Genomic DNA, 24,153 nt, shown 5'->3' on the forward strand with positions numbered 1-24,153 from the left:
GTATTGTGGATTAAACTACACAAAAAATTTCGCAATAGAAAATAGAATTTGTCTAATTCGCAAAAGTTCTGTCAATTATTGGATAAATTCCGCCGAAGGTAAAAACTGTCCTCACGTTCTGGTTGCAGACGCGCCTTAAAACAGACGACCCAAAGAGCGGTGAACGACCAATAACCCGCAGCCCAGAAATGCCGGTACTGCTCAGGGAGGTATGCATGAGCTTTTTAAACCTGAAACAGGTTTCCAAAATTTATGGAAAATTCACAGCGGTCAAAGATTTCGATCTGGCTGTGGAAAAAGGTGAGTTTATCTCTCTGCTCGGCCCTTCCGGCTGCGGCAAGACGACGACATTGCAGATGATCGCCGGTCTGGTGACGCCAAGTGCCGGTTCTGTCACGCTGGATGGTCGCGACATTACCTATACGGCTCCGGCACAGCGCCAGCTCGGCGTGGTGTTTCAGAGTTATGCGCTGTTTCCGCATATGACCGTTGCGCAGAATGTCAGCTTTGGTCTGGAAATGCGCAAAGTGCCAAAAGCGGAACGCGATGAGCGCGTAAAAGAAACGCTGGCTCTCGTGCATCTCTCCGCACTGGCAGATCGCTATCCGCGTGAAATGTCTGGCGGTCAGCGTCAGCGTGTGGCGATTGCCCGTGCATTGGTGATCAATCCGCCGGTGCTGTTGCTCGATGAGCCATTGTCCAATCTTGATGCGCAGCTGCGTGAAGAAATGCAGTTTGAACTGCGCCGCATTCAGCGTGCCGTCGGCATTACCACAATCATGGTGACCCACGATCAGGCGGAAGCGCTGTCGATCAGTGATCGCATAGTGGTGATGGAAAAGGGCAATATCACGCAGGTTGATATGCCTTATAAACTCTATGAACATCCGCGGAATGATTTCATTTCCAACTTTGTCGGCAAATCCAACTTCCTGAGTGCGCAAGTTGAAGCGGATATGCTGGCGATTGAAAATACTGCGATACGCTTCAAACCGGAGCAGGCTGTGAGCGGCGACAAGGTTTCGCTGTTCATCCGCCCGGAAAAACTGAATCTTACCACGGCCGGTGCCGGTCATGTGGATGGCGCTGTTGCCACCCGTTATTTTATGGGTAGCCAGTGGTTTGTAACAGTCAATACGCCGGCAGGTCTTCTGTCTGTCTCGCTGCCGAATGTCGGCACACCACCGCCTGCGGAAGGCGAAACCGTTGGTCTGGTCTGGCAGCATGAAGATTGCCGGATGCTTGCAGGCGGAGCGGCCTGACCATGAGCGCAACCACTCCTGATGTGAAAATTAACGAAAAGCGCAGCCGCGCCCCGCTGTTTCTGGCGGGTCCTGCAACGCTGCTTTTCATCGGTCTTGTGCTGTTGCCGCTGGCACTGACAGTCATTCTGTCGTTCAACAGCTACAATTACGATACCGGCATCCAAAACACCTTCACCCTGCACAACTATACGCAAGTGCTGCAGGATGATTATTACCTGTCGATTTTCTGGCGCACCTTGCGTCTTGCGCTGATCACAACCGTGATTGCCATGGTGATCGGTGTGCCGGAAGCCTATATTCTCTCGAATATGCGCTCTCCTTGGCGCTCAATTTTCCTGCTGGTGATTATCGGCCCGCTGCTGGTTTCTGTTGTTGTGCGTACTTTCGGCTGGAGCATGATTTTAGGGCGCAACGGTTTCATTAATGGCGCACTGACAACGGTCGGACTTGAGCCGGTGCAGCTGCTCTATACAGAAACCGCGATTGTTATCGGTCTGGTGCATATCATGCTGCCATTCATGGTTATTCCGGTCTGGACAGTGTTGCAGAAGCTTGACCCGACGGTGGAAGCCGCAGCATTGACCCTTGGTGCTTCCCGCTTTACGGCCCTGCGCCGTATCGTGTTTCCGCAGGCCATGCTCGGTATTCTCTCCGGAAGCCTGATTGTCTTTGCCTTGTCGGCAAGCTCTTTTGCTATTCCCGGCTTGCTCGGTGGCCGCCGTTTGAAAATGGCTGCAACCGTTGTCTATGACGAGTTCATGATTGAGCTGAACTGGCCGCTTGGCGCTGCCATTGCCATCATTGTTCTCGTCGCAAACCTCATCATCATGATTGCCTATAATCGTATGATTGAAGGTCAGGCCAAACGGAAGCTGGGGTAATATCATGCAGAAAAATGGTCCTGTTGCTCTGATTTTTCACAGCCTTGTCGTCATCTTCATGCTGGCGCCGATGGTGGTGGTCTGCCTTGTTGCCTTCACACCGGAAAACACGCTGACAATGCCTTGGAACGGCCTGTCGCTGCGCTGGTTCGAGGCGGTGTTCAAGCATAATGATTTCATGACATCCTTCGGGAACAGTCTGAAACTGGCGTTTCTGGCGGCCACGATTTCCACGCTGCTGGCCGTGCCGTCAGCATTGGCGATCAGCCGTTATGACTTTGCGGGGCGTGATGCGCTGAATGCGCTGTTCCTGTCGCCGCTGATTATTCCGCATCTGGTGCTCGGCGTTGCCTTCCTGCGTCTGTTCTCGCTGATGGGCATGAGCGGTTCGTTCCTCTGGCTGGTGGCAACGCACGCGATTATCATCACGCCTTATGCGCTGCGTCTGGTGCTGGCCTCATTAAGCAGTATGGATCGCAATGCGGAAAATGCTGCCCGCACTTTGGGTGCCGGTGAATGGACTGTGTTCAAGCGTATCACTCTGCCATTGTTGTTGCCGGGTGTGAGCGGTGGCTGGTTGCTGGCTTTCATCAATAGTTTTGACGAGTTGACGATGTCGATCTTCGTGACCTCGCCGTCAACAGTCACACTGCCGGTGCGCATGTATATGTATGCCAGCGAGTCGATTGACCCGATGATGGCTGCGGTCTCTGCACTGATGATCCTTGTGGCAACGGTTGCGATGGTCATTCTGGATCGCCTGTTTGGTCTGGATCGTATTCTGGTCGGAAAAGGCTGATCCGCAGTGAGTGCTCAAACGCAAACTTCACATAGCGGCGGGCAGTTTCACCGCCGCTACCGTCAGGATGAAAAGCCGGTCGGCTTTTCACTGAACGGTGTTGCGCAGGTCGGACGCCTCGGCGACACGGTGCTGACTGCTATTATGGCGGTGGCGTCTCATGTGCGCCAAACCGAGTTCACCGGTGAGAACCGTGCCGGTTTCTGCCTGATCGGTGCCTGTCAGGATTGCTATGTTATGACGGAAGAGGGGCAGCGCCTTCGTGCCTGCACCACGCCGTTGCAGGAAGGTATGCGTTTTGTAACAGCCATGCCTGCGGAAACCGGAGTGTGATGATGGCCAAAGCCGATTTACAGCCGGTGATTATCGGAGCAGGGCCTGCGGGCATCCGTGCGGCGGAAGTGCTGGTCAAGGCTGGTTTGCGTCCTGTTGTTTTGGATGAGGGGTTGCGCGCAGGCGGACAGATTTATCGTCAGCCTCTGATTGATGATGGCCGTTCCTATGCCAAGCGCTACGGTTCGGAAGCGTCAAAAGCCAAAGCGCTGCATGAGACATTTGAAGCGCTGAGATCGGCAATTGATTATCATCCGGAAACGCTGGTGTGGAATATTTCGCCAAGCGGCGACACACGTTTTCTCGATGTGATCTCCAATGGCACCTACCGCCGCATCGAATGTTCTGAGCTGATTGTGGCAACTGGCGCGACAGATCGTGTTCTGCCCTTTGCCGGCTGGACAACACCCGGTGTCTATACGCTCGGGGCCTCGCAAACGGCACTGAAAGCGCAGGGCGTGACCATCGGTAACAAGCTGGTATTCATGGGCTCGGGGCCGCTGCTTTATCTGGTAGCATGGCAATATATGAAAGCCGGTGCCAAGGTTGTTGCTGTGCTGGATACGGCGCCTTTCAAAGCCAAATTGCATCTGGCGCAACTGGCACTCCATGCACCGCGCATTGTGGCGCTTGGTATGTTCTATGCCATGCAATTGCGTCTTGCCGGTGTGAAAACCATTTATAATGCACGTCCTGACAGCATTGTCGGCAAAACCCATGTTGAGGGCATCCGCTATCATATTCAGGGCAAGTCCGAGGTCAAAACTCTGGCCTGCGATGCAGTGGCCTATGGTTTTGCGCTGCGTCCTGAAACACAGCTGGCTGATCTCGCCGGTTGTGCCTTTGAATTCAACAGCCGCGACAGAGCATGGCTGCCGGTGCGTGATGCACAGGGGCAGAGCAGTGAACAGGGCATTTACCTTGCCGGTGACGGCAGCGGCATTGCCGGTGCCGATGCAGCGGAAATCTCCGGTGAAATGGGCGCTTTGGCTTTGGTGCAGAAGTGCGGACTTCCCGTTGATGAAGTGCGTATCAATGCTCTGCAAAAAATGCATCAGAAGATCATCACCGAGCGCGATTTGCTGGAAAAAGCCTTTCCGTTTCCGCGCGATTGGTTTGAGACTGTCAGCCCGGAGGTCACTCTGTGCCGCTGCGAGGAAATCACTGTGGGCGAGGCGCTGAATGCGATCAGCGGCGGCAGTATCCGCGAGATCAACCGTCTGAAAGCCCTGAGCCGTGTTGGCATGGGGCGTTGTCAGGGGCGTATGTGTAACGCTGCGGCCACGGAACTTCTGTCATCGCAATTACAAATTGATGCATCTGAAATCGGAAGACTGCGTGCACAAGCGCCGGTGAAACCGGTGCCGCTTGGCTTCGGCGCGATGCAGCAGGCAACTTCTGAAGACGAGGTGGTGTCATGACCAGACGTCTGGAAGCGGATGTTGCGATTATAGGTGGCGGTCTGGTCGGTAGCTCTGCGGCACTGGCGATGTGCAAGGCCGGTCTCTCGGTGATCTTGCTGGATAAGGGCTTCTGCGGGGCGCAGGCCAGTGGCGTCAATTATGGCGGCGTGCGTCGTCAGGGGCGTGGTGTCGAGCAATTGCCTCTGGCCGCACTTTCCCATGAGATCTGGGCTCGCCTGCCGGAACTGATCGGCATTGATGGTGAATATCAGCGTTGCGGCCATTTGAAACTGGCGCGCACAGAAGAAGATTTCGCCAAGCTGGAAACCTATGCTGCGCGTGTGCGTCCGCATGGTCTGGAGCTGGAGCTCATCAGCGGCAAGACTGTCAAAACACGTTTCCCGTGGTTGACCGGCGATGTTGCCGGAGCATCGCTGTGCCATGATGACGGCCATGCCAATCCGCGTCTGGTTTCTCCGGCCTTTGCCCGTGCAGCCCGCGCTGCCGGTGCCACCGTGCTGGAGCATATGCCGGTGCATCAGGCGGTCAGTACTGGCAATGGTTTTGTGTTGCAGGCCGATGAGGATACGGAAATCCGTTGCCGCCAGCTGGTCAATACCGCCGGTGCATGGTCGGATCAGTTTGCCAGCCAGTTTGGTGAAAGCGTTCCGCTCAAGAAAATCTATCCGTCGATGGTGGTGACAGAACCGCTGCCCTATCGCCTGCCAATGAGCATGGGCGAAGAGGGCGGTAGTTTCTATGGCCGTCAGGTCACACGCGGTAATTATGTGATGGGCGGCGGACGCGGCATTGTGCTGGATAATCCGGATTATTCACGGCCTTCGGTGACTGCCGCTTCATCGGTGATGCAGCGGGCAATTGCGCTGTTTCCGCATCTGGAACATGCCCATGTTATCCGCTTCTGGTCCGGCACTGAGGCTGAAATGCCGGATGGTAATCCGGTGATCTCTGCCAGTTCCAAGGTGAACGGACTTTTCCACGCTTTCGGTTTTTGTGGTGCCGGTTTTCAGACCGCACCGGCGGTCGGGTCGGTGCTGTGTGATCTGGTAACACAAGGCCGGAGCGACATACCGATCGGGGCTTTTAGCATCGATCGTTTTCATAACCTTCCTGCCTGACAACAGGCGGATAAGGCAATCTTTAATCTTCATAATGGGAGTAATATGAAATGAATTACAAGCTAACTATGGTTTCCGCTTTGGCTCTGGGTGCTGTGGCTGTTGCATCAGGTGTTGCGCAGGCAGAAACCAAAACGCTCTATATCGGCATGAATGGCGGTAACTTTGAACGTGCTTATACCGAGCATGTTCTGCCGCCTTTTGAAAAAGCCAACAATGTTAAAGTTGTTGTGGTTCCGGGCACTTCGGCCGATATTCTGGCCAAGGCAACCGCTGCAAAAGACAATCCGCAGATGCATGTTATGCTGCTCGATGACGGTGTGATGGTACGCGCTATCGGTGGTGGTCTGTGTCAGCCGATTGCCGATGCTCCGGTGCTGAAAGAAATTCAGCCTGCAGCGCGCATGAAAGACGATATGGCGATCGGCGTTGATATGGGCATGACGGGTCTTGCCTATAATAAAAAGCTGTTTGATGAAAAAGGCTGGGCAGCGCCAACCTCATGGATGGATATGGCTGATCCTAAATTTGCCAATGCGGTTGTGTTCCAGTCCGCTTCGGCTTCCAGCTTTGGCCTGCACGCATTCCTGATGTTTAACCGTATTCAGGGCGGTGATGAAAACAATGTCGAGCCGGGTTTCGAGAAATTCTCCGACACCATCGGCAAGAATGTGATCGAGTTCATTCCAAGCTCTGCCAAAATCTCTGAAATGGTGCAGACCGGCGAAGCTGCAATCTTCCCGCTGACACCAACCGGTGTGAACAATCTGAAGGACAAGGGTATTCCGGTGGAATATGCCCAGCCTAAAGAAGGTTCGGTTGTCCTCGCTGTGACCCAGTGCGTGATTGCCAAGAATAGCGAGCCGGAACTGAGCCAGAAACTGGCGCAGTATCTGCTGTCTGCCGATGCACAGAGCCTTGCACTCGACAATGGCAATATCATTCCGTCGAACGTGAATGCCAAAGCCGGTACGGAAGCTGCTGCTGCCAAGCTCACAGCATTCCGTGGCTACATGGAAACTGCAAATGTTCTGGATTGGGATGCGGTCAACAAAAACCGTCAGGAGTGGAACAGCCGCTGGAACCGCACAATTGAGCGTTAATCAGCACTTGTCTGATCTGTAATGTAAAAGCCCGCGCTCTCTGATCGCGGGCTTTTATTTTACCTTCTTGATATTTACACCTATTTGTCAGACATTCAGAACAATCATGTCGACATTCTCTCGAAAATATTTAAACAGAGCAAGACTATGCATGCCTGATACGATGAGAGATAAGTGAAATAACGGGAGTTTCCATGTCCAAGGCAGAAAGTGCCCAGGCTACGCCGGCAAGTCAGATATTTGACAGGATATGGCTCTCTATCGCCGAGCGGCGGCTGAAGCCCGGCACACGTTTAAAAGAAGAAGAGCTGGCCGAGATTTTTGATGTCAGCCGTGCGCGTATCCGTCAGGCTTTGGCAACACTTGAGCGTGAAGGACTGGTGACAATTCAGGCCAATCGCGGTGCATTTGTTTCCGAACCATCGGTGGAAGAAGCGCGCGATGTGTTCTATGCCCGCCGAGCCATTGAGCATCGGGTTGTTGAGCGCCTGTGTGAGAATATCAATAAAGAGCATGTTCAGCGGTTGAATGCGCATGTGGAAGAAGAGCGCAATGCCGACCGGCAGGGCAATCGCACAGATATTATTCGTCTGTCCGGTGGTTTCCATCTGTTGCTGGCAGAGCTTGCAGGGTCATCTTTCCTCTATGGTATTGTCAAAGATCTGATTTCGCGCACATCGCTGATTACGGCCGTTTATCGCTCGCGCCATTTGCATAATTGCGGGCCGGATGAGCATCAGGCGATAGTCGAGCATATTGCTCGCGGTGATACGCAAGTTGCGATCAAAGCCGTGATTGAGCATCTCGACCGTGTGGAATGCGAGCTGGAATTGGAAGACGATAAAGATCAGGCCTCTAATCTGCGCGCTGCACTGCTCTGATTTTAGCTTTTATCGACAAAGTTTAACTCCGGAAACCCAAAGGTTTACCGGAGTTTTTTGTATTGTTTATAATATTTGATGACAAATATGTTGACAATTATGTCTGCATAAAACATCGTCCCAATCCTGTTCTGCACCCTCCGGTCTGAGGAGAAGGAGGATGCGGTTATCTGTCGGCGAGAGGGACGACTATGACTTCACTACTGAAAAAACTATTATTATGCACGGTTGCGACCTGTATCAGCACAGCTTCTTTTGCTGAAACGCTGCGCTGGGGCGGCGCACGCGATATTTTCTCACTTGACCCATATTCCTATGGCAGTACGTCCAATCTGGCGTTCCTGAACCATATTTATGAAGGCTTGGTACGCTATACGCCTGAATTTGTTGTCGAGCCTGCGCTGGCGACAAGCTGGGAGCTGATCGACAATAAAGTCTGGCGCTTCAAGCTGCGCGAAGGTGTGAAATTTCAGGACGGTTCCGATTTCACCTCTGCCGATGTTCTCGCTTCCATGAAGCGCGTCAGCCATCCGTCTTCACCACTGCGCGGTAATATTCCGCTATTTGTCGGTGCAACGGCTGTTGATGATTACACCGTTGATATTGAAGTCTCTTCGCCAAGCCCGCTTTTCCTCAACGACATGACCAATATTTTCATGTTCGATGCGGACTGGCTGGTGAAGAATAATTCTGAAATGCCGACAGATGTTGGTGGTCAGGTTGAGGGTTACACAACCTTCCACACCAATGGTACTGGCCCGTTCAAGCTGGAAAGCCGCGTGCCGGACAGCAAGACCATTATGGTCAAGCATGACGGCTGGTGGGATACACCAAAGCACAATCTCGACCGTATTGAATTCACGCCGATTGCATCGCCTGCAACCCGCGTAGCAGCGCTGCTTTCCGGTGAGATTGATCTGGTAGACGGTGTGCCGTTGCAGGATGTGAAGCGTCTGGAAAGCACGCCGAATGTTCGTGTGGAGCAGCGTCCTGATCTGCGCACCATTAATCTGGTGTTTAACCGCAAGGAAAAACTGGCAGACGGCCGCGATAACTTCTTCAACGATATTCGCGTGCGTCAGGCAATTGACCATGCGATTGACCGTGATCTGCTGGCAAAGCGTGTAATGCGCGGCATGACCCATACGGCCGGTACAGTCGTTGCGCCGGAAATTCCGGGCTATACGAAAGAGCTGGATATTCCGACCAAATATGATCCGGAATTGTCGAAGAAATTGCTCGAAGAAGCCGGTGCTGTCGGCACTGAATTCACCTATCTCTGCATGAATGATGAGAGCGTGAATGAAGAAGATGTCTGCTCGGTGATCGTGACCATGCTGAGCCGTGTCGGCCTGAAGCCGAAACTGGATATCGGACCGCGTGCTGTGCAGGCACCGAAACGCTCCAGTGGTAAATCCGATATGTTCATGATCGGTTGGGCGAATGAACCGACATTGGATGCCTATTCCATTCTGGTGCAGGTCTTGTCATCGCGCAAAGGCGCGGCCGGTGTAGCGAATTACGGCGGCTGGTCTTATCCTGAACTCGATGCGCTGACTGAAAAGGCGGCGCTTGAACTGGATCGCGACAAGCGTCTGGCTTTGGAATCTGAAGCCCTTGGTATTGTTAAATCTGAAGTCATTATGGTTCCGCTTCATCAGCAGCCGATGGCTTGGGGGATGACTAAGAAAGTGGAAGATGTCACCATTCGTGCAGACAATAAGCCGCGCCATTGGTTGACACGTATTACTAAATAAGCAGATTTCCTTTCTATTCCCGACATTTACAACGCCTGTATGGACCACATGCAGGCGTTTTTTCATTTTTGAATGAGGTATTTAAAGAAAATAATGCGCGATGCGTATTTCATTTAGTGGGTTGTTAAAAATTATGTAGACAATTTAGTTGACAATGAACCGTGAATTCCACAAACTCATTCTTGCCGGTCAAGATGCCATTAAGAGTGAAGGTCGGGTTCAGCATGTCTCGGAGAAGTGGAGGCCGGTTTTCCGAGGGCAGCATGCGCCAATAAATAAAAATCAGAGCGTGTCGCTCTGGATAATCGGGGAAAAAACAATGAAATTCAGAAAGTCGATCCTTGCGGGTCTGATGGTTTTTGCATTGAGCCATACTGCACATGTTGCATCTGCTGAGACCCTGCGCTGGGGTGCCTCGCATGATGTGTATTCAATGGATCCTTATTCCTACGGCGACAGCTACACGATTGCGTTTCTCAACCATATTTATGAAGGTCTGGTGCGCTATAATGCCGATCTGAAGATCGAGCCTGCACTGGCAACAAGCTGGGAAGTTGTGGGTGAAAACACATGGCGCTTTAACTTGCGCAAAGATGTGAAGTTCCACGACGGTGCAGACTTTACTGCCAAAGACGTGATGGCATCGCTCACTCGTGTGAGCCACCCGACATCGCCACTGCGTGGTAATCTGCCTGCCTATAAATCCGCTAAAATCGTTGACGATCATACAATCGATATTGAGCTGACAGGGCCTTATCCGCTGCTGCTCAACGACCTGACCAATATTCATATTTTTGATGAAGACTGGATGGTGAAAAACGATTCTCTGCTGCCGACAGATGTGGGCGGGCAGAAGGAAGGCTATGCGACCTATAACACCAATGGCACCGGCCCGTTTAAGCTGGAAAGCCGCGTACCGGACAGCAAAACCATTCTGGTCAAGCATGAGGGCTGGTGGGATAAGCCGCAGCACAATATCGACAAGATCGAATTTACCCCGATTACCTCTGCTGCAACCCGTGTCGCAGCGCTACTTGGCGGCGATGTGGACTTCTCGGAATCCGCACCGACACAGGATCTAGCGCGTCTTGCCTCATCTCCTGGTCTGCGCCTGCTGGAACGCACCGATCTGCGTACCGTTTTTGTTGGTTTCCAGCGTCGTGAGAAACTGCACAACGGCGATGAAAACCAGTTCAATAAGCTGGGCGTGCGTCAGGCTTTTGCCCATGCGCTGGATATGGATCTGATTAAAAAGCGCATTATGCGCGATAAATCCCGCAATGCCGGTACGATCATTGCACCGGAAATTCCGGGCTATACGAAAGAACTGGATACGCTCTACGGCTATGATCTGGATAAAGCGAAATCGCTTTTGAAGGAAAACGGTGCGGAAGGTTTCCCGTTCACGCTGGTTTGTACCTATGAAAACTATCTGAACGAAGAAGAACTGTGCAACGGCATGATCTCCATGCTGACCCGCGCCGGTTTCAAACCATCACTGGATATCGGGCCGACAGCTGTTCAGGCACCGAAGCGTACTGCCGGTCAGGCCGATGCCTATATTCTCGGCTGGGCGAATGAGCCGATGCTCGACAGCTATTCCATCCTGATGCAGGTCATCCAGAGTAAGTCCGGTGTTTCCGGTGTGTTCAACTGGGGTGGCTGGTCCTATCCGGAACTGGATAAGCTGGTGACAACCGCTTCCACGGAAATGGATCGTGACAAGCGTCTGGCCTTGCAAACACAGGCGCTGGAAATCGTGAAGAAGGAAATCATTCAGCTGCCGCTGCACCAGCAGCCGATTGCATGGGTGATGACCGACAAAGTGGAAAACGTAGTCCAGCAGGCGGATAACAAACCGCGTCATTGGCTGACTGTTTTGAAGAAATAACAAATTTAGCTATGCCGCGATCATGCAGATTGCGGCATAGCGTGATTATCCTTGGGAGAGGGAACTGAATGCTTGTATTTATAATCAAGCGACTGGCAAATGCGGCGATGGTTATGCTCACTGTTGCATTGCTGGCTTTCATGATTTTCCGTTTTGCGGGCGATCCTGTTGAACTGATGGCCAATGAACAGATGAGCCAGATCGACCGTGACAATCTGCGGGAACGGCTGGGTTTGAACGATGGCTTTATCACGCAATATGCGCGATTTGTCAGCGATGCTGTTCAGGGCAATTTCGGTATTTCCTACCGTAACGGTCAGGAAGTGCTTGGGCTGATCGCCGAGAGCTTTCCCGCAACGATGGAACTGGTGATTGTCGCCACGCTGCTGTCGCTGATTATCGGCATTCCGATGGGGGTGATTACCGCCATCCATCGCGGTAAATGGTATACGGAGCTGTTTCAGTTCACCTCGATTATCGGCGTGTCTTTGCCGAGTTTTGTGGTCGGTATTTTGCTGATCCTTGTATTTTCTGTAAGCCTTGGCATGTTACCGGCTTTCGGGCGCGGCGATGTGGTGCAGCTTGGCTGGTGGTCAACCGGTTTTCTCACCCATTCAGGACGACTGGCGCTGATCCTGCCATCCATTGCATTGTCGCTCTATCAGATTACGCTGATTATGCGTCTGGTGCGCGCTGAAATGCTGGAAACCCTGCGCTCTGATTTTGTTAAATTTGCCCGCGCCCGTGGTATTCCGCGCTACCGCATCTATTTCCGCCATGCATTGCGCAACTGCCTGATGCCGGTTGTGACCATGACAGCGATGAATGTCGGTTCGCTGATTGCCTTCGCACTGATTACGGAAACCGTTTTCCAGTGGCCGGGCATGGGAATGCTGTTTATTCAGGCGGTGACATTCATCGATATTCCAGTGATGGCGGCCTATCTCTGCATCGTTTCTTTCATCTTTGTTGCGCTGAATACGCTGGTTGATATCACCTATGCTGTGATTGATCCGCGCCTGCGCGCCGCTACACGCTAAGGGGCTCTCATGACAGACAAAATAAACGCCCCGATTGTGAAACCGCAAACCCGCTGGCAGCGTATGCGTGACAGCGATCTCTGGTGGTCATTCACCCGCAATAAACCAGCAATGATTGCAGCCTTTCTGCTGTTTTTCATGATCGTGACCGCTTTTGCAGCACCGCTGATCGCGCCGCAAAACCCGTTCGATCCGGCGCAGCTTGATCTGTGGAATTCCGAACTGCCGCCAATCTGGAATGCGGATGGCCAGTGGCCTTATCTGCTGGGCACAGACACACAGGGACGCGATATTCTCTCGGCCATTCTCTATGGCTCGCGTATTTCCATCCTGATCGGTGTGGCTTCCGTTGTGCTGTCGCTGATCGTGGGCTTAAGCTTTGGTCTGATCGCCGGTTACATGCAGGGTATTATCGACAATCTGCTGATGCGTATCGGTGATGTGCTGTTGTCGATCCCGACTATTCTGATCGCTATTCTGGTCAGCGCCGTGGTGCGCCAGATGCTGCCTGCCGATCTGCGTGACTATGCGGCTGCCGGTGTTCTGGTGCTGGCGATCACATTGTCCGGCTGGGTGCAATATGCCCGTACCGTGCGTGCGCAGACGATTGTTGAGCGCTCCAAGGAATATGTTCAGGCTGCACGTCTGCTCAAGGTGCCTGCACGCCGCATCATGATGTATCACATTCTGCCGAATACGCTGACGCCGATCCTTGTGGCGGCAACGCTCAATTTCGGCATGGCGATCCTCACCGAAGCCACGCTCTCCTTCCTTGGTATCGGCATGCCGCCGAGCCAGCCGAGCCTTGGCACACTGATCCGTCTTGGTAATCAGTTCCTGTTCTCCGGTCTGTGGTGGATCACCGTTTTCCCTGTTCTGCAGCTCTGCCTGCTGGTTGTTGCCGTTAACGTGCTCGGCGACTGGCTTCGCGATGCTCTCAATCCAAAACTGAGGTAAGTTTTATGTCTGATCTTTTGTTGCGCAATGTACGCCCTCATGCCGGTGCCGCCACTGATATTCTGATCCGCAACGGCCGTATCGCTGAATATGGCACAAACCTCAGTGCGGAAGGTGTGGCTGTTGAAGATGGTCAGGGACATATCGTTATCCCTGGTCTGATTGATGCCCATACCCATCTGGATAAAACCAATTGGGGTCTGGACTGGCATGTGAATGGTAAGCAGGCTTCTCTGCGTGAGCGTATTGATTTTGAACGCGAAATGCGTCTCGAAATCGGTCTTGATCCGCATGTGCAATCCATGCGCCATGCCATTGGCCTGATTGCTCACGGTTCTAGCCATATCCGCAGCCACGTGGATATTGATACGACCCACGGTTTGAAAATTCTCGAAGGTGTGTTTGAAACCCGCGAGAAACTCAAAGACCTGATCGATATCGAAATCGTTGCTTTCCCGCAGTCCGGCCTGATGGTGATGCCGGGTACACTGGAATTGCTGGATGAAGCGCTGAAACAGGGCTGCGAAGTGCTGGGCGGTATCGACCCTTGCGGCATCGACCGTGATCCGAAAGGCCAGCTGGATGCACTTTTTGCATTGGCTGTTAAACATGGCAAGCCGATCGATATTCATCTCCATGAAATGGGAGAACTCGGCGCTTTCACCATGGAGCTGATTTTTGAGCGCATCCGCGCCAATGGCATGCAGGGCAAAGTCGCAATCAGCCATGCTTTCACGCTCGGTGCGAATGATTATCTGCGCGTTTCGGCTCTGCTTGAGGAGCTTCGTGAGCTGGATGTCGCCATTCTCACCACCGGCGCACCTTCTGTTCCGGTGCCGTCCGTGCTGCGCCTCAAAGAAGCAGGCATCCGCATGGGTGCCGGTTGTGACGGTATCCGCGATACATGGGGCCCGTGGGGTCAGCCGGATATGATCGACCGTGCCAAAGTGATTGGCATGAAGAACGGCCTGCGCCGTGATGTCGATCTGGAACATGTGCTGCATATCTGCTCGCAGGGCGGCGCTGATGTGATGCAGCTGGAAGATTACGGTCTGGATGTTGGCTGCAAGGCCGATATGACCTTGCTCACCGGTCAGACACTGGCACATGCGGTGGTTGATGTTGCGCCGCGCCCGCTGGTGGTCAAAGGCGGTCGTGTCACTGCTCGTAACGGTAAAGCAGTGGTGGAAATGCCATGACGGACAAGACACAATTCACTGCACTTGAGAGCCTGAAACTAGGTGCGCGTCCGAGCGGGCGCACACTGCTCACAGCACAATGGGTGCTGGGGCATATTGATGGCCAGCATCGCCTGTATAAAAACGGTGAAGTGGTGATCGAAGACGGCACGGTGCTGTTTGTCGGTCACGATTTTGCCGGTGAAGTTGCCCGCCGCATTGATCTCGGCAATGCGCTTATCAGCCCAGGTCTGATTGATCTTGATGCGCTGTCCGATCTCGATACAACCATTCTCGGTATCGACCATCATCCGGGCTGGGCGAAAGGCCGTGTCTGGCCGAAATCCTATATCGATAGTGGCCCTTATGAAATGTACAGTGAGGCCGAGCTGGCATTCCAGAAGCGCTTTGCATTCGGTCAGCTCCTGCAAAACGGTATCACCACAGCGGCACCAATTGCCTCGCTGTTCTACCGTGAATGGGGTGAAACTGTTGCAGAGTTTGATGCCGCAGCGGATGCGGCCGGTGATCTGGGTCTGCGCGTTTATTTAAGCCCTGCTTACCGCTCCGGCGGCATGATGCTAGCGGAACCGGGCAAAATTGTACCGGTCTTTAACGAAGAGCGCGGTTTTGCCGGTCTCAAAGATGCAGCTGATTATATCGCCCGTCAGAATGGCCGTCATGGTGATCTGGTGCGTGGTATGCTGGCGCCGGATCGCGTGGAAACCTGCACCGCTGACCTGCTGAAACGCACACAGGATGTGGCGCGTGAGCTGGATTGTAAAATCCGTTTGCATATGGCGCAGGGTCAGATGGAAGTGGAAACCGTGCGCAGTCTTCACGGCACCACTGCGCCGGTCTGGCTCAACAGTTTTGGCGTGCTCAATGACCGGATTATTGCCCCTCATGCCACCAATGCAACCGATGAAGACTTGACACTTTACGCGCAGAATAATGTGTCGATCATTCATTGTCCGCTGGTTTCAGCCCGTGGCGGCAGCATACTGAAATCTTTTGCCAGTGTGAAAAAACGCGGCATCAATATTGCTATGGGCACCGACACCACACCGCCCGATATGTTGATGAACCTGCTGATCGGGTTGATTACCTGCCGTATCAGTGACGGCACGCCGGAAAGCATCCGTTGCGCTGATCTGTTTGACGCAGCCACGCTGGGCGGTGCCAAAGCTTTGGATCGTGATGATCTTGGCCGCCTGCAGGCGGGTGCCAAGGCGGATATTGCCGTGTTTGGTCTTGATGACACATTCATGGCGCCGAGTATTGATCCGATCACCACGCTGGTCACCGGCGGTTCCGGCAAAGTCACCAAGGCGGTGTTTGTCGATGGCCGGCTGTCGATGCGCCACGGCGAAGTTGCAGGCATTGATATGCAGGCAGCCCGCGCGGAGGCACAGGCACAATATGATGGCCTGATCGCTAAATATCCGGAGCGTTCTTACAACAATCCTCCGGTATCAGAGATTTTCCCGCCGAGCTATCCGCTGGCAGGTAAGCATGGAGAGGAAGCATAATATGGCAGAAGCCTCTTCCAATAAACCGACCCTTGAGGTCAAAAACCTGCGGGTGGATTTTCCGGGCAGACGCGGCACATTAACCGCCTTGTCCGATGTCAGCCTGTCGATTATGCCGGGTGAAATTCTCGGTGTGGTTGGTGAATCCGGTGCCGGTAAATCTATGACCGGTCTGGCCGTGCAGGGCTTGCTTGAATCGCCGGGGCATATTGCCGGTGGTGAAGTGTTTCTCAATGGTCGTCGGATTGATAATCTCAGCGATAAAGAAATGCAGAAAATTCGTGGCCGTGAAATCGGTGCGATTTTTCAGGATCCGCTGACATCGCTTAACCCGCTTTTCACCATCGGATCACAGCTGGTTGAAACGATTACTCAGCATTTAGCCTTAAACCGTACACAGGCACAGGAACGGGCGATTTCACTGTTGAAGGAAGTGGGTATTCCGGCACCGGAAGATCGCTTCAATCATTATCCGCACCAGTTCTCCGGTGGTATGCGTCAGCGCGTGGTGATTGCACTCGCACTGGCCGCAGAACCAAAGCTGATTATTGCGGACGAGCCGACAACCGCGCTGGACGTGTCTATTCAGGCACAGATCACTTCGCTGTTGCGCCGTCTCTGCAAAGAACATGGCACAGCGGTGATGCTGGTCACCCATGATATGGGCGTGATTGCGGAAACTGCTGATCGTGTGGCGGTGATGTATGCCGGACGGCTGGTGGAAAACGGGCCAGTTGAAACCGTGCTGAAAAATCCGAGCCATATGTATACGCGTGGTCTGATGAGCTCCATTCCGGCGCTGGGCAAACGCGTGGAACGGCTTAACCAGATTGACGGTTCCATGCCGCGTCTCGATGCTATTCCGAGCGGTTGTGCTTTTAATCCGCGCTGTGTGAAGGCTTTTGATCGTTGCCATAAAGAGCGGCCAGATCTGATGCCGGTTGCCGATGGTGCCAATGCAACTGTCAGCGCTTGCTGGCTCAATGCGGGAGCTGCCTGATGAGTGATATTGCTATGAAACAGACAACTGCCGCTCTTGAAGTCAAAGATTTAAGCATTTGCTTTGATGTTTCCGCACCGTGGCTAAACCGTGTAATCGAGCGCAAACCGCGCCAGATGCTGCATGCGGTGAATGATATCAGTTTCAGCGTGCCGCAAGGTGGGTGTTTAAGTCTCGTTGGCGAGTCCGGCTGTGGTAAGTCCACCGTGGCGCGTCTGGTGACCGGTCTTTATCGCCCGAGCAATGGTGAAATCCGTTTTGCTCCGTCCAAAAACGGTGCGCCGCTGTCGGCGCATATGATCTTTCAGGATCCCTATGCCAGCCTCAATCCGCGCTGGCGGGTGCACAGCATTATTGCTGAGCCGCTGCGTGAACTGAAGCTGCGCAAGACCGAAGCCGAGATCAATGACCGTGTGGAAGAACTGCTGAAAATCGTTGGCCTTGCGCCATCGGACGGCAAAAAATTCCCGCATGAATTTTCCGGCGGTCAGCGTCAGCGTATTTCTATTGCCCGTGCGCTTGCCGGTGAACCGGAATTTCTGGTTTGCGATGAGCCGACCTCGGCTTTGGACGTTTCCGTACAGGCGCAAATCCTCAATCTGATGCGCAAGCTTCAGGATGAGCTCGGCCTGACCTTTCTGTTCATCAGCCATGATATGAGCGTTGTCCGCCATATGTCGGATCGCATTGCGGTGATGTATCTGGGGCGGATTGTTGAGGAAGCGGATACGGAAACTTTGTTTTCCGATCCGAAACATCCTTACACACGGCTGCTTCTGGAAACGATCCCGAATATTGCCGAGCCGCATCGTGACCGTGTGATCGGCGGCGGTGAAGTGCCAAGTCCGTTGAAACCGCCTTCAGGTTGCACGTTCCATCCGCGTTGTGCCTTCGCCGACAGCCGCTGCTCGGCAACAAAACCGGAAATGAAAGCCTATGATGATGGCAGCCGTGTTGCCTGTCACCGCATCGGCGAGATTTAAGGTTTAAATTTAGAAGAACCCTCCGTGCCGGAAGTTTTATGCTTCCGGCACCATCCGGCAAAAGGCGGCAGAGGTCACTCTGTCGTCTTTTGTTTTTTAGAGCGCCGTGCGCCCTCTTGGCGCACAAAGGTCGCTCTAACATTTTATGCTGTGGACAATTAAAAAGCCTCCGGACATTGCTGGCCGGAGGCTTTTTAATAGCGGTGATGGTATGGTTATTTTACACGCGGATAATCATAGGCACCGGCTTTGGAAGTGCGGTATCCGGCGCTGACATAGGCCTCCGCGAGTTTGACAGCGGCTGTCACACCGTCAATCACTGGCAGACCGCAGCGCTGCTCCAGCCGCTCGCACAATTCAGACATACCGGCACAGCCGAGCACAATCGCCTCAGCATGGTCTTCCTTCTTGGCGCGCTCGATTTCCTGCACCAGCATTTCTTCCGTGTGACAGGCATCTTCTTCCAGAGCCAGCACCGGCATATCAATCGAGCGCACGCGGCGGCAATGATGGGTTGCGCCATATTCCTGCACCAGATCCTCAATGATCGGTACGGAGCGGGGCAGGGTGGTGACGACGGAAAAGCGTTTTGAAATGGTCATGGCAACCTGCACGGCGGCCTGACAAATGCCGAAAACCGGCCCTCCGGCAACTTCACGCGCGGCGTCCAATCCCGGATCGTCAAAGCAGGCAACGACATAGGCAGCAAAACCTTTCGCTTCACCCTCGCGGATCAGCTGCAGCATGGAAGGAACAGCCATTGCTTCATCGGCATGACCTTCAATGCTGCGTGGTGTATCGGTCGGGCTAATCGCTTCAATGGCAGTGGTCGGCAGCGCGGCGCGGCGGGCGCTGCGTTCTGCCTGATCGGTCATGGATTGGGTGGAGTTCGGGTTGATAAGAAGTATGCGCAAGGGCTTAGCCTTTATTGGTCAGACGGTCACAGAATGCATCGAGACCTGGCGATTTCAGAACAAACTGGTTATCGGATGCGATGTAATTATCGGCATGCAAGCGGGCGATTGGCTGATAGGTGTCCGGATTGACGTAACGGCCTGCCTCATCCAAACAGTCACGGCGCACATGCATATGCACAACCTCGCCAAGCACAATCACACGGCGCTCATAATCAATCAGCCGCTCCACACGACATTCCATCGAGCAGGGGGAAGCGGGCAGCCAACGGGAGCAAACCTGTGCACCTTCCTGCGATGACAGGCCGGCCATTGCCACCTCGTCAACATCCGGCTCAAAGCCGAGGCCGCAAACCAGCATGGCATCAGAAAGCGCCATATCCACCATATTTACGGTAAATTCCTGTGTGCGGCGGATATTGAGAACCGTGTCTTTTTCCCGTCCGTCTTGCCTTGTCTGAATACCGAGAATGACAATCGCCGGATCATGGGAAAAAACGTTGAAAAAGCTCATCGGTGCAGCATTGTCCTGCCCGTTTTCCGCACGGGTTGTGACCAGTGCAATCGGACGTGGGCCGACAAAATTTGTCAGCAGTCTGTAGCGGTCTTGCGGATCCATACGCGTGAAGTCGAAATCCATTCACGTCCCCTGTTTATATCATGTGGAGTCGTATCAACTTAAGGATATTTGCAAATATTGTCTACAAATATGTTGTCAATAATAACTACCTTTGTTTGCAATTAAAGAAAAGAAATCTGCTGTATTCGGTGAAATGAAGCTGATATATGAGATTGCAAATTCTGAAACTACGGAAGGTCTGACCGATGATTGGTGGTTCTGATTATGCAACAGAGCTTGGTGCAATTCGCCCGTGGACTGATATTGCACCGGCAATATCAGTCGCTGAGCGGCTGGAGCGCATTGAGAAAGCCCGCAGACTGATGACGGAGAGCGGTGCAGATGCGCTGATCGTTGGCGCAGGCACCAGCCTGAACTATTTCACCGGTATCGGCTGGGGTATGATCGAGCGTCTGGTGGCGATGGTTTTGCCACTGAAAGGTGAGCCCTATCTGATCTGTCCGGCTTTTGAAGCGGGATCGCTGGAAGCCGTGCGGATTATGGATGCACGTATCCGCCTCTGGGAAGAGCATGAGAGCCCGTCTGAGCTCGTGGCGCAAATCCTGAAAGACGAGAATTGTAAGGTTCTGGCTATTGATCCGGCGCTGCCATTCGGCATGGCGAGCGGCATCGGTAAAGCCGCACCTTCTGTTGAGTTGCAGGATGCAACGGCGATTATTGATGGTTGTCGTAGTATCAAGTCACCGGCTGAAATCGCAATCATGAAACAGGCCATGCAGATGACGCTGGAGGTGCTGCGCCGCGCATCCCGCATCCTGCATGTTGGCATCAAAGCCAGCACCGTGCGTAGTTTTGTTCATGAAGCGCATAAGGCGATCGGCAGCAACGGCAGCACTTTCTGTGCCGTGCAGTTTGGCCGCTCTACTGCTTTCCCGCATGGCCTGCCGCAGGATGATGTGCTGGCAGAAAATGACATGGTGCTGGTCGATACCGGTTGTCTGGTGCAGGGTTATAATTCCGATCTGACCCGCACCTATATTTTCGGTACGCCGGATGCCGAGCAGAAGCGTATCTGGGATATTGAGAAAGAGGCTCAGCTCGCGGCCTTTACTGCTGCCAAAATCGGCGTCACTTGTGGCGCAGTGGACGATGCAGCGCGTGTGGTGCTGGAACGTCACGGTCTGGGGCCGGATTATCAGTTGCCGGGTCTGCCGCATCGTACCGGTCACGGCATCGGCATGACCATTCACGAGGCACCTTATCTGGTGCGCGGCAACAAAACTGTTTTACAGGCAGGTATGTGTGCTTCCAACGAGCCGATGATTGTTGTGCCGGAAAAATTCGGTGTTCGGCTGGAAGATCATTTCTATATGACAGAGCAGGGTGCGGAATGGTTCACTGAGCCAGCCTTCAGCATCACACAGCCATTCGCGTGAGATGATATGATACGAAAAAAGCCGCTCAAATTCTGAGCGGCTTTTTGTTACTTCAGCAGTGCGAATTATTTGCGCAATTCTGCTTCGATTTCATCCAGAATTTTGTCTTTTCCGATCCCGGTCAGAAAGGCCAAACCTTTGATAACCGGTTTGGTAACAGAAGCGGAAATCGGTGTGGTGGAGACGATAAAATCAACATTATCGGCAAGAGAAGGCACTTCGGTGGCCTTGGCCTGCTGGGCGTTGAAAGTCAGGCCGCGCTTTTTCATTTCCTCGGTTACAGCGGCATTCACAGCTGTTGAGGTGGCAATACCTGTGCCGCAGGCAAAAAGAATGGTTTTCTGTTTGGCCATAGGAGTGTTCCTTATAACATAAATTAACCGAGCAATACTTTAAGATCATCTGTTGTCTGAGCCAGTTTCAGACCATCGAGAATCTCCGGTGACTGAATTGCGCCCATGATGGATTGCAGCGTTTCAATCTGCTTATCCTTGTCATTAATGGCAAGCAGAAACACAGTGCCAACGGCAACAGTCTCATCCGGATCTTCCATATTCGCAAAATCAACCGGTGTTTTCAGCGTGGCCATCGCAATCGCCGCTTTCAGCACATGCTCCGGATCAGTATGGGGGACAGCAACATTATCCTCACGCTCCAGCGGCAAACCGGTTGGCATTGACTGCTCACGTTTCACAACGGCATCAGCATAGCTGTCTTTGACATAGCCAAGTGTGTGGAGCCGGTCTGCAAGGAGACGGATAACCTCCTCATTGGTTTTTGCCTCAACGCCGAGCAAAATTGCGTCTGGTGTGAGGGAATTGAAGAGGCTGTCTGCCATCTTTTTTCTCCGTTTTGTATGAGTATTGTGCATTTACCCCGCAAAGAGCGGGGTAAATGCTTCAGGTTGTTGTTAGCCCGCAGTCTGTTCTGCAGGTTCATCAGCAGCACCGGCAGCACGTTCCCAGGCCAGCGTATTGCGGCGGTAGAGAACGAACAGCGCGGCGACAACCACAGCCAGCACACCGATACCGGCAGCGCCAAGCCACTGGATCGCTTCAATGATGACATATGGAATCCACAGGAAGCCGTCGACTACTGAAGTAATCTGCAGGGCATTATCCGGCAGTTTGAAGCCTGAAGAGACCGCAGCGCTGGTGAACAGCGGTGCCAGAGCATTGGCGACATAGAAGCCGATTGCCAGCGTAATCGTGCCGACAATAACCATGCGGAACACATTGCCTTTCAGCAGCGGAGCGGTGAGCGCCACGATGAACGGAATAACTGCAAGGTCAGCAAACAGGATAACGCGGTTACCCGGCAGGATAACAGACAGCAGGATCGCAATCGGCACAAGGATCAGCGACGAAGAAATCGCAGCCGGATGACCGATCAGGATTGCTGAATCGAGACCGACGAGCAGTTCACGGTCGCCGGTGCGTTTACGCACAAATTCCTGAGCGGCATCGGATACCGGAAGCAGACCTTCCATCAGGATTTTTACCATGCGCGGCAGCAGCAACATTACAGCGGCCAGTGTCATACCTGTGCCGAGAACTTTGGCCAGTACAGTGCCGAAATCACCGGCATTGTAGAAGGCGATGGTTCCCAGAACCAGACCGATGATCAGGCCGAGAACAACCGGCTCACCGAAGACGCCGAAACGACGCTCAATGGTTTCTGTGCTGATATTGACTTTGTTGATGCCCGGAATGCGATCAAGAACCCAGTTCACAACAATAGCAATCGGCAGGATTTGTGCTGATGCAATATGCGGAACCGAGATGCCCGGTACATCATAGAACTGCTGAACAGCGCGTGCTGACCAGTCGGCAAACAAGAGCGACAGCGCGGCAACCAGAGCGGCAATGGCAATACCATAGGCCAGATTGTCAGTCGCAGCGACGACGAGCGAGCCGATAAAGGCAAAGTGCCAGAAGTTCCACACGTCAACATTGAGTGTGCGTGTCCAGCGCAGCAGGAGCAGCACGATATTGACGATGATGCCAACCGGAATAACCCAGAGGCCGACAGAAGAGCCAAAGGCAATGGCGGCAGCGGAAGGCCAGCCCACATCAACAATATCGCGCTTGATGCCGGTATTGGTGACGATTGCCTGAGCAACTTCACCGATAGAGGTGAACATCAGGCCAAGCACCAGATTAATACCGATAAAGGCAACGCCGATGGTGACGGCTGCACGAAATGCTTTGCCGACCTTTGCACCAAGAATGACGGCGATAATAAAGATCACAATTGGCAGCAGAACCGTAGGTCCCAGCGTATCAATCGCAGATTTCAGGCCACTAAGGAATTCATTCATATCTCCATGCCTCCCGGGATATGTAAGCGGTTGGTATTTTATAATACAACATTTGTTTTCTGCTTAATACCAAAGTCTATCCGCGAATTTTATATCCAAGTCAATCGGGGCAAAAGTGGTCGGCATAATTTGATGCCAAAAAGCACGGTTTTTGCGCTCAAGAGACCAAAATTTATGTGCGTGACCTGTTTGGAGGTAATTGAGAGGTCAAATCTTCAGAGTTTTTACCGTTAAGGCGTGGCAGAGCTGAAGCACATTGGGCCGGTTTTATTATGATCAAATTGAACAGAGGTCTTGACTTGGATACAAATGTTCAATACCCGATTAGGTAAGCTGATAAATTCAGATGGAGCGGCGGACTGCTTCTGTGCAATCCGGAACGTTTTCAGGAGGATCTCATGACGACCAATGTTGCACTGACAGGGCTTGCCCGTGATATGAAAGCCCGCGCTGATACCGGCAGGCCAATTCGCATCGGCCTGATCGGATCCGGTGAAATGGGAACGGATATCGTTACCCGCGTTGCACATATGCCGGGCATTGAGATTGGCGCGATTTCTGAGTTGCGTGTGCCGAATGCTCTGAAGGCGGTTGATATTGCTTTTCAGGAAAGTGGTCATGGCCGTGAAGCGAATACCGCTTCTGAGCTGACTGCGGCTATGGAAGCCCACAAAGTTGCCGTTACTGATAACGCAAATCTCATTCTTGAAAATGATTTGATTGATGTTGTGATTGATGCGACCGGCGTACCTGCTGTCGGT

Annotated in this window: 22 protein-coding genes and 1 pseudogene; 18 read left to right on the forward strand and 5 right to left on the reverse strand. The window is 53.0% G+C overall.

Annotation, left to right across the window (positions count from 1 at the left end; translation table 11 throughout):
• The first annotated feature begins 215 nt into the window (after window positions 1–215).
• From P8H26_RS03730 to P8H26_RS03805, 16 genes are all read left to right on the forward strand, one after another.
• A complete protein-coding gene (locus P8H26_RS03730; RefSeq protein WP_289631503.1) occupies window positions 216–1,262 on the forward strand; it encodes an ABC transporter ATP-binding protein in 1,047 nt (348 codons plus the stop codon).
• Window positions 1,263–1,264: 2 nt separating this feature from the next.
• A complete protein-coding gene (locus tag P8H26_RS03735) occupies window positions 1,265–2,146 on the forward strand; it encodes an ABC transporter permease (protein ID WP_289631504.1) in 882 nt (293 codons plus the stop codon).
• A 4-nt stretch (window positions 2,147–2,150) separates the two neighbouring features.
• Window positions 2,151–2,945, forward strand: a complete 795-nt coding sequence (locus P8H26_RS03740) for an ABC transporter permease (protein ID WP_289631505.1) — start codon at window positions 2,151–2,153, stop codon at window positions 2,943–2,945.
• Between the two features lie 6 nt (window positions 2,946–2,951).
• On the forward strand, window positions 2,952–3,278 hold the full coding sequence (locus P8H26_RS03745) for a (2Fe-2S)-binding protein (RefSeq protein ID WP_289631506.1): 327 nt from the start codon (window positions 2,952–2,954) through the stop codon (window positions 3,276–3,278).
• Window positions 3,278–4,699 (forward strand): FAD-dependent oxidoreductase, encoded by a 1,422-nt coding sequence (locus tag P8H26_RS03750; protein ID WP_374708211.1) that lies wholly within the window; start codon window positions 3,278–3,280, stop codon window positions 4,697–4,699. Before P8H26_RS03745 ends, P8H26_RS03750 begins: the two co-directional genes overlap by 1 nt.
• Complete coding sequence (locus tag P8H26_RS03755; RefSeq protein ID WP_289631507.1) at window positions 4,696–5,820, forward strand: FAD-binding oxidoreductase; 1,125 nt, start codon at window positions 4,696–4,698, stop codon at window positions 5,818–5,820. The genes P8H26_RS03750 and P8H26_RS03755 overlap by 4 nt, the downstream gene beginning before the upstream one ends.
• A 68-nt stretch (window positions 5,821–5,888) precedes the next feature.
• Window positions 5,889–6,923 (forward strand): ABC transporter substrate-binding protein, encoded by a 1,035-nt coding sequence (locus tag P8H26_RS03760; RefSeq protein WP_289631555.1) that lies wholly within the window; start codon window positions 5,889–5,891, stop codon window positions 6,921–6,923.
• A 194-nt stretch (window positions 6,924–7,117) separates the two neighbouring features.
• Complete coding sequence (locus tag P8H26_RS03765) at window positions 7,118–7,804, forward strand: GntR family transcriptional regulator (protein ID WP_289631508.1); 687 nt, start codon at window positions 7,118–7,120, stop codon at window positions 7,802–7,804.
• A 191-nt stretch (window positions 7,805–7,995) separates the two neighbouring features.
• A complete protein-coding gene (locus tag P8H26_RS03770) occupies window positions 7,996–9,561 on the forward strand; it encodes an ABC transporter substrate-binding protein (protein WP_289631510.1) in 1,566 nt (521 codons plus the stop codon).
• 319 nt (window positions 9,562–9,880) lie between these two features.
• A complete protein-coding gene (locus P8H26_RS03775) occupies window positions 9,881–11,452 on the forward strand; it encodes an ABC transporter substrate-binding protein (protein ID WP_289631512.1) in 1,572 nt (523 codons plus the stop codon).
• A gap of 68 nt (window positions 11,453–11,520) precedes the next feature.
• Entirely contained in the window at window positions 11,521–12,492 is a 972-nt protein-coding gene (locus tag P8H26_RS03780) for an ABC transporter permease (RefSeq protein WP_289631513.1), read from the forward strand.
• Between the two features lie 9 nt (window positions 12,493–12,501).
• Window positions 12,502–13,449 carry an ABC transporter permease gene (locus P8H26_RS03785; protein ID WP_289631514.1) on the forward strand — a complete coding sequence of 316 codons (948 nt, stop codon included), beginning with the start codon at window positions 12,502–12,504 and terminating at the stop codon, window positions 13,447–13,449.
• Window positions 13,450–13,454: 5 nt separating this feature from the next.
• Window positions 13,455–14,648, forward strand: coding sequence for an amidohydrolase family protein (locus P8H26_RS03790; RefSeq protein ID WP_289631515.1), 1,194 nt, complete (start codon window positions 13,455–13,457; stop codon window positions 14,646–14,648).
• Window positions 14,645–16,159, forward strand: a complete 1,515-nt coding sequence (locus P8H26_RS03795) for an amidohydrolase family protein (protein WP_289631516.1) — start codon at window positions 14,645–14,647, stop codon at window positions 16,157–16,159. Before P8H26_RS03790 ends, P8H26_RS03795 begins: the two co-directional genes overlap by 4 nt.
• A gap of 1 nt (window position 16,160) precedes the next feature.
• Window positions 16,161–17,159, forward strand: a complete 999-nt coding sequence (locus P8H26_RS03800; RefSeq protein WP_289631517.1) for an ABC transporter ATP-binding protein — start codon at window positions 16,161–16,163, stop codon at window positions 17,157–17,159.
• On the forward strand, window positions 17,159–18,142 hold the full coding sequence (locus tag P8H26_RS03805) for an ABC transporter ATP-binding protein (protein WP_374708212.1): 984 nt from the start codon (window positions 17,159–17,161) through the stop codon (window positions 18,140–18,142). The genes P8H26_RS03800 and P8H26_RS03805 overlap by 1 nt, the downstream gene beginning before the upstream one ends.
• A gap of 215 nt (window positions 18,143–18,357) precedes the next feature.
• Here the strand turns inward: P8H26_RS03805 and P8H26_RS03810 are convergent, their stop codons facing one another.
• Window positions 18,358–19,056 carry an aspartate/glutamate racemase family protein gene (locus tag P8H26_RS03810; protein ID WP_289631518.1) on the reverse strand — a complete coding sequence of 233 codons (699 nt, stop codon included), beginning with the start codon at window positions 19,054–19,056 and terminating at the stop codon, window positions 18,358–18,360.
• A 4-nt stretch (window positions 19,057–19,060) separates the two neighbouring features.
• Complete coding sequence (locus tag P8H26_RS03815) at window positions 19,061–19,696, reverse strand: flavin reductase family protein (RefSeq protein WP_289631519.1); 636 nt, start codon at window positions 19,694–19,696, stop codon at window positions 19,061–19,063.
• Between the two features lie 185 nt (window positions 19,697–19,881).
• Between P8H26_RS03815 and P8H26_RS03820 the strand changes: the two genes are divergently transcribed.
• On the forward strand, window positions 19,882–21,072 hold the full coding sequence (locus P8H26_RS03820) for a Xaa-Pro peptidase family protein (protein ID WP_289631520.1): 1,191 nt from the start codon (window positions 19,882–19,884) through the stop codon (window positions 21,070–21,072).
• 65 nt (window positions 21,073–21,137) lie between these two features.
• On the opposite strand, the gene P8H26_RS03825 is transcribed toward P8H26_RS03820, so the two are convergent.
• From P8H26_RS03825 to P8H26_RS03835, 3 genes are all read right to left on the reverse strand, one after another.
• On the reverse strand, window positions 21,138–21,425 hold the full coding sequence (locus P8H26_RS03825; protein WP_289631521.1) for a PTS sugar transporter subunit IIB: 288 nt from the start codon (window positions 21,423–21,425) through the stop codon (window positions 21,138–21,140).
• A 23-nt stretch (window positions 21,426–21,448) separates the two neighbouring features.
• Window positions 21,449–21,910 (reverse strand): PTS sugar transporter subunit IIA, encoded by a 462-nt coding sequence (locus tag P8H26_RS03830; protein ID WP_289631522.1) that lies wholly within the window; start codon window positions 21,908–21,910, stop codon window positions 21,449–21,451.
• A gap of 72 nt (window positions 21,911–21,982) precedes the next feature.
• The gene (locus P8H26_RS03835) at window positions 21,983–23,392 is read right to left on the reverse strand and encodes a PTS galactitol transporter subunit IIC (protein WP_289631523.1); all 1,410 of its coding nucleotides are present in this window, start codon (window positions 23,390–23,392) and stop codon (window positions 21,983–21,985) included.
• Window positions 23,393–23,790: 398 nt separating this feature from the next.
• Here P8H26_RS03835 and P8H26_RS03840 point away from each other — a divergent pair.
• Window positions 23,791–24,153, forward strand: a pseudogene (locus P8H26_RS03840) (homoserine dehydrogenase); the annotation flags it as partial.

The organism is Pseudochrobactrum sp. sp1633, assembly GCF_030376605.1.
Lineage (GTDB): Bacteria > Pseudomonadota > Alphaproteobacteria > Rhizobiales > Rhizobiaceae > Pseudochrobactrum.